9 protein-coding genes and 1 riboswitch are annotated in these 12,400 nt (G+C 42.7%); of the genes, 1 reads left to right on the forward strand and 8 read right to left on the reverse strand.

The genetic code is table 11. From position 1 onward, the window contains the following. From ACWNM1_RS04555 to ACWNM1_RS04590, 8 genes are all read right to left on the reverse strand, one after another. Positions 1 to 596, reverse strand: a 596-nt coding sequence (locus tag ACWNM1_RS04555) for a class D sortase (RefSeq protein ID WP_449600083.1), incomplete at its 3' end; no start/stop codon positions are given. A gap of 78 nt (positions 597 to 674) precedes the next feature. Next, entirely contained in the window at positions 675 to 1,079 is a 405-nt protein-coding gene (locus ACWNM1_RS04560; RefSeq protein WP_042184722.1) for a GtrA family protein, read from the reverse strand. Beyond that, positions 1,069 to 2,049 (reverse strand): glycosyltransferase family 2 protein, encoded by a 981-nt coding sequence (locus ACWNM1_RS04565; protein ID WP_449600084.1) that lies wholly within the window; start codon positions 2,047 to 2,049, stop codon positions 1,069 to 1,071. Before ACWNM1_RS04565 ends, ACWNM1_RS04560 begins: the two co-directional genes overlap by 11 nt. Before the next feature lie 100 nt (positions 2,050 to 2,149). Continuing rightward, positions 2,150 to 3,928 (reverse strand): phospholipid carrier-dependent glycosyltransferase, encoded by a 1,779-nt coding sequence (locus tag ACWNM1_RS04570; RefSeq protein WP_449600085.1) that lies wholly within the window; start codon positions 3,926 to 3,928, stop codon positions 2,150 to 2,152. Continuing rightward, a complete protein-coding gene (locus tag ACWNM1_RS04575) occupies positions 3,925 to 5,973 on the reverse strand; it encodes a glycosyltransferase 87 family protein (protein ID WP_449600086.1) in 2,049 nt (682 codons plus the stop codon). The genes ACWNM1_RS04570 and ACWNM1_RS04575 overlap by 4 nt, the downstream gene beginning before the upstream one ends. Further along, positions 5,970 to 7,949 carry a hypothetical protein gene (locus ACWNM1_RS04580; protein WP_449600087.1) on the reverse strand — a complete coding sequence of 660 codons (1,980 nt, stop codon included), beginning with the start codon at positions 7,947 to 7,949 and terminating at the stop codon, positions 5,970 to 5,972. Before ACWNM1_RS04580 ends, ACWNM1_RS04575 begins: the two co-directional genes overlap by 4 nt. 155 nt (positions 7,950 to 8,104) lie before the next feature. Continuing rightward, complete coding sequence (locus tag ACWNM1_RS04585) at positions 8,105 to 9,505, reverse strand: NCS2 family permease (protein ID WP_042184716.1); 1,401 nt, start codon at positions 9,503 to 9,505, stop codon at positions 8,105 to 8,107. A 125-nt stretch (positions 9,506 to 9,630) separates the two neighbouring features. Next, positions 9,631 to 9,730, reverse strand: a riboswitch (purine riboswitch). Positions 9,731 to 9,917: 187 nt separating this feature from the next. Continuing rightward, positions 9,918 to 10,382 (reverse strand): hypothetical protein, encoded by a 465-nt coding sequence (locus ACWNM1_RS04590; protein ID WP_449600088.1) that lies wholly within the window; start codon positions 10,380 to 10,382, stop codon positions 9,918 to 9,920. A gap of 376 nt (positions 10,383 to 10,758) precedes the next feature. On the opposite strand from ACWNM1_RS04590, the gene ACWNM1_RS04595 reads away from it, so the two are divergent. After that, positions 10,759 to 12,336 (forward strand): carboxylesterase/lipase family protein, encoded by a 1,578-nt coding sequence (locus tag ACWNM1_RS04595; RefSeq protein ID WP_449600089.1) that lies wholly within the window; start codon positions 10,759 to 10,761, stop codon positions 12,334 to 12,336. The last annotated feature ends 64 nt before the right edge of the window (positions 12,337 to 12,400 follow it).

A 12,400-nucleotide genomic window follows, 5' to 3' on the forward strand; every position in this document is an offset into this window, starting at 1 on the left:
TTGGCATGAACAATCAAGCGATGTGTAGGATCTACTAATGGGTCACACGTAATTAAAGTAAGAATTTTATCCTTGTTATTCCCGTCAAGAACAGACACATCACTAGGAAGTACAACGGAAATATCATAAACCTCGTAATTATAAGTCTGATCGCTAGTCTTTACCGTAATCGTATCCCCAATCACAACCTCATTCAACCTGTTAAACAATCTCCCCGTAGTTCTAGCCCTATGTGCTGCTATTGCGGCGTTTCCTATTTCTCCAATTGGCGTCGTTTCTTTCATATGGGCCGCGGCATGCTTCATATTCGCTTTAGTAGCCCCTTCTAATACAGGCAGCTTTAGATCGATCTTATCGATCTCAATTAATGCGATAACTTTGCCACCCACTTCAATTTCCGGTTCCGGCTTTTCTGTTTCTTGCGGCTGTGCTTGTGCATCTAGAGCTGATTCCTCCGCTAGTAGCTGAGTGACCTCGGCATATCTGCTCTTCAGATCAGGTGGTGGAGTATTTTCACTGGTGCTCAGTTCAGCTGATTCTAATAGCTTATCCTGCTGCCAGTCGTTATACCATTCGTTAGCTTTTGGATAGAGCATGATAAGGATCCCAGCCAGTATAAGCACATACGAGAATTTACGTATGATTTTCACCTCCGTAGATTGTTCTACTGAACTTTAGAATACCCATTTACGACTTCCGAAGAAGTTAATGATCACCGTCACAAACGTTACTAATACCTTAGAGATCAACACTTGAATGCCTAGTTTGTCCGTCAACAGATGCATTAGCAACAGCGATATTCCGAGTACTACCAGATTCAGTACGATAAACTTCAGCAACTGCGTCTTATCAAAACCCTCTTTATTGCCACGATCACGATCCTTGAAGGTTACTTTTTTATTCAAAATAAAGCTGTTCGCTGTCCCTGCACTATAAGAAATCACCTGTGCCAACGCATATACCATCCCAAGTGAGTTCAGTAATGTGAAGATTACGAAATCAATGAGGGTATTTACCAGACCTACAGCATTAAATTTGAGAAACTGTATGAAAGCAGTCCGAAAGTTCTTATCTGACATCTTTGTAATCCTTCCGGCGATCCACTTCTTCTTCGTTACGATATCCTATGGTCTCACTGACAATATACAACGGTCTATCCTTAGACTCGTCATAAATCCGTCCAATATACTCACCGATTACACCTAGCAGCATCAGAACGATACCGTTAAAGAGCAAATTGACCCCTACAATGGAAGCCCAACCTGGAACCGTCCATGAGGTGAAAAAGATTCTTTGAAACAATACGAAGAATAAATAGAGAAAGCTGGTGAAGGAAAGAAAGAATCCGACATACGTAGCAATCTTAAGTGGCTTATGCGAAAAGGAAGTGATCCCATCCAGCGCAAAACGAATCATTTTCTTAAGAGGATACTTAGTTTCTCCTGCAAATCGTTCTTCCCGCTCATATTCCACCATTGTCTGCTTGAAGCCGACCCAGCTCACTAAACCTCTGACATACCGATTTTTTTCCTTGAGACCTCGCAAGACATCACATACCTTACGATCAATAAGACGAAAATCACCTGTGTCCGTGGGAATGTCTACACTTGTCATGCTGCTGAGTAATCGATAAAAGATCTTAGCCGTTACCTTCTTGAACATCGTTTCTCCACGGCGCTTCAGCCGCTTCGCATACACAACGTCATAGCCCTCTTTCCACTTCTCGATCATTTGCAAAATGACCTCCGGTGGATCTTGAAGGTCAGCGTCAATAACAACAACCGCTTGACCTTCGGCATAGTCCATACCAGCTGTAATCGCTACCTGATGTCCGAAATTACGCGAGAAGTCAATTAGCTTGACGCATTCATCCCGATCACTGATCTCCCGAATCATCTGGGCCGAACGATCACGACTTCCGTCATTAACGAAGACTAGCTCATAAGTATCGCCGCATTCGTCCATTACTTTTTTCAAACGTTCGTAAGTAACGCTAATTACTTGCTCCTCATTGAACATGGGTACAATTACACTATATCTGGCTTTCACCTTTATTCCTCCTAAAAGCTTTATGGAGCGTTACATCTTTCTGTACTTCATAATAACGCTGTAAGCATAAACTTATTGTTATAAATATTTTTAAAAAATCTTAGAAAACCCAAGATGGGAACCAACGCAACATATTCTTCACATAATCTCCGCTTACCTGCATCCCTGACAGGACAGGGTAGAACGCGACAAAGAGTAGTAAAGCAACAGCCACATAGACATAACTAACATAACGAGCCTCAGGATATTTGCTATCTAGCAACTTCATTATATATACAATACCAAGAATCATAAAAGGCACCATAGCAAAATAATGGTAGATAAAGGTTTCCCTTGGGACAAGCATCCACGGAACATATTGTGAGAAAAAGGCGATCCAGATCATATAAAGGGTCTTATCTTTGCGTTTCAGTGTAATCCACAGCGTTGCCAGCATTGCGAAAATACCCGTCCACCAGATAAGCGGATTCCCCATAGTCACTATACTGCTGACCTGACCTTGCGGCAAACCCTCACTGCCACTGAAGAACCAGACGGGTCTCTTCATAAACGGCCATTGCCACCAGGAGGACGCAAAAGGATGTGTAGCTACAAGCTGACTGTGATAGTTGTACATGTTCTTTTGGGAATCAATCAAGCCTTTTATAGTAAAGCCCTCTGCGGATGCAGATAAACCCGGAACAAAAGATAAACTATAAATAATGACCGGTATGATTACGAAGAATGCAACACAACTAGCTAGCGTAATAATGGTATTCTTCCAGAACGAATTTACGGCTTCGCGACAGGTACCCAGCAGTCCCTTATCTTTGATCTTCCCTTCCGCGAGCAACCGTCCCGATGCTTGGTATTCTCTGTAGCGCTCGAAGAGCGAGATCGCTAGCATAATGGCCAGCCCAGCTCCTCCGTACAATACAATCCACTTGGAGGCGACACCAATCCCGAAGAATAGCCCGGACCAGAACAACGGAATTAGCGTTTTTCTTAAGGGCTGCCTGAAGAAATTCATAGTGTAATATCGCTGCATGAAATAAAACATTAACATGATGAAGAATACTCCGTATACATCGATCGTAGAGATTCTTGTTTGTGTGAAATGCATGAAATCCAGCGCGAACAATCCAGCTGCAAGTGCTGCGTATTTGCTCTTTTTAAAGAGACGTAGTGCCATTACATAAATGAGAGGCAGCATGGCAATCCCGAACAATGTTCCGATAATACGCCAGCCGAAAGGATTGACTCCGAACAGTTCCATCCCTACTGCGATCAATAGCTTCCCTAGTGGTGGATGGGTGTTCTCATAAGGCACAATCCCGTGTGTATATTCATAAGCTGTCCGTGCATGGTAGATCTCGTCAAAATAAGTGCTATTCATAAAGTTAGAATATTCAGGGATGAGTGACTGCTCGTCAAAAAGATTGGCAGGTTCTCCTCTTTTAGCGACTGCAGTAGCATCCGGTGTAACACCGGCAATAGGAAGAGGTACTCTTTCGCCTCCCTGCTCATAGAAGGCCATTTCATTTAAAGTGAACCCTGGAGATGTAACTGTAAACTTCACGTATCTTGCTGCAACGTTCAGAGGTTGGCTTTTCCAGATGAAGACATTCCCAACATCCTCGCTTACATCCAGCGGACTACTCCACACATCAGGGGATTCACTGAATTCGAGTTTAAACTTCCCGGTACCTACGCCACCGAAGATATTCACGCGTTCCAATTGTTTACTCTGTCCTAGATCTACATAGAAGCTTTCACCGCTGGCAGCTGGCTCCCACAAGGTCTCTGGAGATTTAGTAGAACCTAAATTATATAAAGCAATTGCCGCGTATACGGCAGTAATGGCAAGAATACATATCCAATCTATACGCTTAAACTTCATCGCTTAAGTCTCCCTCCCTTCTGGTGCGGTCTTATTTGCTCGACGACTTTAAGGTCTTCTTCATATTTTTCTTCAGGTGTTGGTGGTGCTGGAAGAGGTTTTACTCCCCCACGAACATACACGTCGTAACCAATGTAGAGCATGTATAGCAATAATGACAGGTTAGCAATAGAAGTGACCAAAACAATTCCATCTGCACCTGGATTTACACCTGCATTTAGATGAGTTAACGTATAAGCCACATTGATATACTGCGTTAAGCTGAATCCAAGGAATAGGGATAAAAACCTACGATCCCGACTTGCTATATAAGTGAACATACAGAGAATCACAGCAGGGAACATATAGCGTTCATGCATTTTGGTTCCAAGCACAAAGACTACTACAATGAGCGCCATACCGATAAAGTAGGATTTGGATAGATCCAAGCGATCTTTTTTGAAAGAATAAAAGGTTGCTATGGCTACTGCCACTAAAATAAATATGAAGCCCCATACACGGTAAGTAATACCTAACCAAGTTAGGTCAAGAGATGACCACATCGGGTCAGTCAGTGCATATAGATTAAATGCATTCACAGAAGAATAGGGATAGGAAGATAACGTACTCTTATACAGATTAATAAGACCAACTAAACCACCATTATTCCAGAAAAATGGTGCTGCTAGCAATCCGAATATCCCTAATCCATACAAAGCTCCAAATCCAAGCTGCTTCCAAGCACGGTGATGATAGAAAGCAAACAATAATACCGGTGTGAATATTAACGCTTGTGGTTTAATTAATGTTGCTAATGCAAACAATATCGCGGATTGAACAAACTTTTTGTTCGCAGCACCCTGAATACTGAGCAACAGGAAAATCAAAAAGAACGAATCCGCTTGTCCCCAAGCCGCTGAATTAACAAGCACCGCCGGATTAAACAGAAATAATAGCGTTAAGCCAAAAGCGATCCCTGAGCCGAGTTTTTTGCGGGACATTTGATATATGAAGTAACCCAATACCAAATCAGAAATAATCGCTGGCAGTTTGAATAGCAGATTCTCTCCACCCGAACCATGCGCAAAGCCAAATACACCGCGAATAAGACTAAGCATGTACAAAATGTACAAATAACCAGGAGGATAATCGGCAAAATACCCTTCTTCATAAAACTTGCCTGGACCTAAATCAACCATACGCTGGCCCCAAGCTATAAAGGTATTCATATCGTTCTGATAGCCTTGAGCAGTCAGACCAATCCAGACCCTTAGGATAAAAGCAACCCCGATGGCAATGCTCAGCCATTTGGAATAGACATTCTCAGGTTGCTTCATAAGCTTCTCACTGCGGAATGCCTTTGTATAAAGCACTGCAAAAAATACACTGAAAAGCGCTGAGATCAGCAGCATCTTGGTTGGAGATACCTTATGTGGGGTATCCGCTTTTTTGCCACCAGCATCCTGACTAACTGCAGCACTATCCAGCGAAATGACGTTGGCCCCTTCGGGAGCAGCGTCTAATTTTTCTACAGACAAATCATCAAAATAAGCTTTACCTTGAATCAAGCTGGAGTAACCTCCCAAACTTGCACCTATGCCGAATTCTTTCTGCTTAGGTCCTGTCTGGCCTATGTATTCAAGATACTGCCACTCTCCTGCTGTATCGGTTACACTGGGATAACCCCCGCCTACTCCAACGGCAAGTATATTGGCGCCCATTCCCTCGCCTGCGGTACTTACTACTTTGATCCATCCAGAGATTTTATAATAGCTGTCCGGCGTTGCCTTAATCGTCTGCACCCATTTCAAATGATTGGGCTCGAAATTCTCAATGACTGCTGCTTTACTACCGGAGTGAACCTCGTCCGATTGGATTGAAAGTATGCCCGAGTTGTCTCCAGAAATCCACATATCCTTAGTCCAGTTAGAAGGAGCATCTTCTCCTCCCTCCTCAAATCCAGGGTTCTGCAATAGATTTCCGTCTGCATAAATGCTTGTTACAGGAAGCAAAAACAATAACAGCATCAATACAGTCATTGCGGCCGTACGTGTACTCTTGATCATCGTTCCAACCTCACCTCGTCTATATTAATCCAGCCTTTACCGCCTTTAATAAAAATTTCAGTTTGCTCATTCTCACCGATAGATACCATTGGAAGTGTAAGCTCTTGATAAACCTCACTAGCAGGTATTTCAGCCTCCGCCCGCACTACGCCATTAACTCGGATGCCAACCCTTCCTTCTTCTCCACCGGCACTAACCATTATACCAAGCTTATATTCTCCAGGTTCTGCTATTCTGATAGATTGTGTAATCGTTTTGTCAAATCCCGGATCAAGATAGGCCAGATAACTTCCATTATAGGGATTATTGGTCGCCACACCCGCACCGGATGAGAAGCTCCAGCCTGATATCCCCTCTTCAAATCCTCCATTTATAAATTCCGGGATTCCCTCTACTACCCCAGTCTTAGCGGTCACAACAGTATAGTTGGCAAAGCGTTTAACCGAATAATTATCGCTTTCAGCAGGAATGGGATCACCATTCCACAAGATATATGCCGCTGTCTCTCCCGGAGCTATGCTTGAATGTCCAAATCTATATCTCCCAAAGGAAGACACCTGCTGAAATGCACCTCCAGGATTAGAGTAATTAACGGTTGCTAAGAAATCATGGGGATTGATCTGCTCATAAAAAAGCATATAAATATAAGGCATATTAACTTTATCAGTCACGTAGATGTTCCCAGCACTCTCTTCAGAAGCATATTGTATAGCCTCACCGAAAGATTCATAGAAAGCTGGTCCTATCTCTTTAGGATAATCACGGAAATAAACTGTAGTGAATAGTACAAAAAATAAGCTAAAGGTTACAGCCGACAAAATTCCTAATACTTTTACTTTCTTGCTTAACCACATAAACCCTGCAACAATCAGCAAAATGATTGGATAGAAAATCACATTCATCCGATTAATGTTTACGTTCGTAACAAAGGTCATCAGAACGGACACAAACAGCCAAAGTAAAATAACGAGCAGTCCCGTCCGTTCACGACCACGGTTCCGTATTGTCGTTAACATAAATATAAGTCCTATAAGTACAAAGGGTAACGCAACAGGATACGCGTATCCATATGGTGAAATCGAATTCCAAGGCAAACCATCAGATCCGCTAATGAATATCTTCAAAAATTCCCGGAAATTGCTTAATGCTGTATGTAATAGTTGCCCTCCGAATAAAGAAGTTACCTGTTCCACACGCGGCGTTGTCAATCTCGGAATTGAGAACAATGGGGTCGAAATCCCCTCTAGCGACAATCGATTGATCATAATAAATAGGAAGATTGGGAGTGCCATTAATATAAACAGAGCACAGTTCCATAGAATGGTCCGAAGCTTTAGCGCTCTTGTATAGAATAGAAGAATTCCAGCACCTAAAGCAAATATCGGCACAAAAAAATAGGATGTTCCATAAGCATAAAGTGAAAGGGCAAGCATAATTGTAAAGCCATAAGACCACTTCGGAATTTGAAATGATTTAAGTAACATATAAACGGAGAACAGAATCAGGGTGGGGAATAAATTAGATTCCAGTGCCCATCTTGACATCATAATATGCCAAGGATTAATTGCGATAAAAAACATCGCCACAATACCAGCAGTTCTGGAAGTAAATAGCTCTTTGGAAAGAAGATAGAACACGAGCATACCCAGTAGACCCATGATTAAGCTAACCGCACGTACAGACATTGGTGTGAGTCCGAACAATAATATGAAAGGCATTGATAAGTAAGCATAAAGTGCATTCTGTCCGCTTCCCCATGCAATGAGGTGAATAGGTAAATGAATACCATTGCGGTCTATTCCATAATGAAGAATAGCGTAAGCATCATAACCTATAGATGCCTCATCCTGATTCAAGCCACCTGGAATCGAACCAAAGTATAAAATGCGAATCACAGCCCCCAGCAAAAACAATAAGAGAGGCCAAGGATTACTTTTAAAATAAGAAGACCAATTGCTAAATCTTGTGGACAACATTCATCACCTCTTCAACAATATAATCTAAATATTGGATGATGGAAAGGAAGAACATCCAACAAGTTAAATAGGAGAATACATAATCGAAAATAAAAAAAACGGCCCCTTCATTAATGAAGGAGCCCGAGATGAATTTCAGAAATACTGTATATATGTTAGCCCTCGCTACCAAGGAATACATAACGGAGAACGATCAGAATCGCAAGTACCCACATCATCCAGTGAATATCGTATTTCTTCTTACCCGCAAGGTTAGCAACAGAAGCAAGGATTACATAAGTTACGATACCAAAGGAAATACCGTTAGCGATATTATAAGTGAAAGGCATGATTACAAGTGTTAGGAACGCTGGAATCGCAACAACCATATCTTGAAAATCGATTTGACGGATTGATTGTGCCATCAGCACACCTACGACGATCAATGCTGCGGCTGTAGCAGATCCAGGAATAAGAGCAACCACTGGAGCAAGGAACAATGCAAGCAAGAAACATACACCAGTTGTTACAGCTGTAAGACCTGTACGTCCACCTTCAGCAACACCTGCCGCGCTTTCTACAAAAGCAGTAGTAGTCGAAGTACCCAGTGCCGCACCACCTGCTACAGCAACTGCATCGACAAACATTGCATTACCTACACGTCTATTACCTTCTTCAGGGTTATCCATAATACCTGCGCGTTGAGCCGTACCTACAAGTGTACCAAATGTATCAAACAACTCTACAAATGTGAAAGTTGCAATCGCTGAAACAATACCTGTGTGCAGGATACCATCCCAGTCAAATTGGAAGAAGTTCAATTGTGTGAAATCAGGAACCCAAGGCGTTGCCGGACTGGACAATGCACTGAAATCAACTACGCCCATCAGCATACCAGCGACAGTTGTTCCCAAGATACCGAATAAAATCGCACCTTTAACGTTCAATACCATCAGGATAGAGATTAGAAGAAGTCCGATAATTACCAATTGGACATTGGAATTCTCTAGGCTACCCATGTGAATGATCGTTTCAAAGGAAAGGACATCTGTGAAAGTGTTAGCAGGAATGTCTTTACCGGCTTCAACACCAATCGTCATGAGTCCACTGTTCTTAAGACCAAGGATCGTAATGAACATCCCGATACCTACTGTAATCGCATGTTTCAAGCTGTCAGGAATTGCAGTTAGTAAGATCTGTCGCACTCGAGTTACAGTCAGCAAGATAAAGATCAAACCGGAAATAAATACGGCTGTCAGACCCATTTGCCAAGTGAATGGATGCTCTGATGTGGCGGAAGATAGAATTACAGAAGCAAAATATGCGTTAAGTCCCATACCAGGTGCCAATGCCACTGGAAAGTTTATGAACACGCCCATTGCGATGGTGAAAATACCTGCTGCCAGCGCAGTCGCTAGAAATACAGAATACCAGCCCATATCAATACGGCCAAATGCTGTTAAAGTACTCGGATTAACCGACAAGATGTAAGCCATTGCCATGAACGTGGTCAAGCCCGCCATGATCTCTGTACGAACTGTGGTGCCGTTCTCTTTCAACTTGAAAAACCGATTCAAATTGTTCTCCCCCTAAGGTATGTTGTGTGTCTGACAGCAACAAAAAGCCGGTATCTGTTAGACACCGGCTCGAAAAAAAGAGTAGTCCCCCATGACCATAGTCCTAATTAAGGACAATGCGAGGTTGCTCTGCTCTTCTTAATCGTAGCCAGGTCATTACGGTGACCTCGTAGAAACTTCCAGGCCAATTCCCGGAAATATACGAAAGAATTATGTTGTTGTGCTCTATCATTTTAGGTGGACATCATATAAGTTGTCAATGATAAAAAGCGAACATTTTCGACTTTATTTTTTCCAATGTTCGTAAATCATGCATTTTCATGCTTTTATCTATCTTCAAACTCGTTCTATCAATGCAGCTTATTAACTATCCAACCACTTTTTAAATGGGTATATTTTACTATGCTTCTAATTATTTATTTCTGGTGTACTGATAACTATGCCAAGAGTTGGCTAAATGTCCTATCGCTAAACAAACTACTGCAATACTCAGCCAAATGGATTTGCCCCAAATCGCTGCCAATCCGAATGCACATACTGGGAGAACTGCCATCGGGATCGGAATAATTCCTAAAGGGTCCCATAACAATTTAAATTGCCTCCCCTTAACGATATATCGAATCCAAAGACCATAATAAATAGCAATAAACAAGACAATAAAGACAGTCATTACACCAAACTTTACCTGTTGAAAGTTATCTCGTGAGATCGCAAGAATACCTATACAACCCAACTGGCCTACTCTCTCCAAAATTGTAAAGACCGGTCCTGCATCTCGAACACCGGCAGGTGCATTCTCAGGTGGAAACTTAATCATTAACAAACTAGGTGCAAGGATAATTAAGGCCATTAGTGTGCCGAGAAGAGAAAACCCCATGTTAATTTCTCCCTATGATAGATTTTTCCCATTTTATCACATTCATATAGAGCAGCTATATAGCGTCTATCACATTTTTTTGAATACAAAACACCTGCAACCCCTTGTTCAATAAGGAGTTGCAGGTGTTTGATTAGACTCTATTGCAAAAAAATCCTATGGGATCAACTTAGCGATGACCTCTAGAGGGTGGTGATGAATTCTGTTGCATAAGGGAATCTTGACTTTTTTATCATGATTATTTTCTTATCCTGAGACCAGACCTGCTGATCTCCAGAAAAGAAGCAAAGAATAAGGATAAAGCAGATAAATTTCCTATATTTTTCACTATCCTTCTTTTATTATAATGGGGCTATCTGATGTAAGGAGGATTTCCATGATGACAGCAAAAAATTTCGTATGTTCCTCAGCAGAACCCATTGTACAGACTAAAGCCGGAAAAATGAGAGGCTTTCAGGTCAACGGTACTTATACCTTTCACGGGATAAAGTACGCAGATGCCAAGCGTTTCCAGATGCCCACAGAGGTAGCGCCTTGGGAGGGAATTAAGGATGCACTCGCTTACGGTTATGTGTCTCCCATGTTAACCCAGGATCAGCCCGTCATGGAAGTGCTGGTTCCTCACCGTTACTGGCCTATGGATGAGAATTGTCAGTATCTGAACATCTGGAGCCAGAGCCTTGAACCGCAGGCCAAAAAACCTGTTATGGTATGGCTGCACGGGGGCGGTTTCGCAGCTGGCTCTTCTATTGAACAGGTAGCTTATGAAGGAGACAAGCTTAGTGAGTTCGGCGATGTGGTCGTAGTAACCTTAAATCACCGATTGAATATTCTGGGATACATGAACCTGTCTGCTTTTGGAGATAAGTACGTCAATTCCGCTAATGCCGGAAATGCCGATATGGTAGCAGCTTTAAAATGGATCCAGGAAAACATTACAGCTTTCGGCGGCGACCCGGACAATGTGACCATCTTCGGACAGTCTGGTGGCGGTATGAAGGTATGGACACTAATGAATACTCCGGCAGCAGACGGCCTGTTCCATAAGGGCGTTATCCAGAGCGGATTAATTGATGGTTTTTTGGACACCCGCAAGACCGATAGCACCGCCATTGTAAAGTCACTGTTGGCAGAGCTTAATTTTAGCGAGGACGAAGTAGAAAAAATGGAGGCGGTTCCTTATCCTCAGTTAGCTGCAGCTTATAATAAAGTTGCACCGGCGCTCGCAATGCAAGGGGAATACATTGGCGGCAATCCTATGCCTAATGAATTCTATGTAGGCGACCCTAGAGAGGTGGGCTTTACCGAGCATGCGAAGACCATTTCGGTATTGATTGGTAGCGTATTTGGTGAGTTCGCTTTTGGTCCCGGTGTTCCTAACAAGCAGGACGTGTCTGAGGATGCCACCATGGAGATGCTGACTCAAAAGTATGGCAATCATACGGAGAAGCTGGTCACACAATTTAGGGAAGCGTATCCTGATAAACACTTGTCCGACCTGCTATTCTTAGATACCTTCTTCCGTGTTCCAACCCAGGACTTTATTGAGAAGAAATCCGTACACAAGGAAGCTCCTACCTACTCCTACTTGTTTACTTATGAATTTCCTTTTGAGGGCGGCAAGACAGCATGGCACTGCGCTGAGATCCCTTTCGTATTCCATAATACGGAACGTGTTCCCGTGTGCCTCATTCCGGGAGTTTCCGATCGGATGGAGGAACGCATCTGTGGTGCCTGGGTCAGCTTTGCACGCTATGGCAATCCTAACATCCCTTCCCTCCCCCAGTGGCCGGCATGTAAACCGGGAGATGAGGCAACCATGATTTTTGACCGCAACTGTGCAGTAAAACATAATTTTGATCATGCTTTGATGGATACTTTATTAAAAACGAACCCGAAGCTGCCTTTCCTGCCAAGCAATGAAGCCGAAGAAGAAGGATTTATTTTGCATTAAGCAATCCCCCCTCGAGAAACTCTTTGATTCGGGTCAAAAAAACTCCCTTCTGTCTGCTAAATAT

It is taken from the genome of Paenibacillus sp. Marseille-Q9583, from assembly GCF_976954365.1.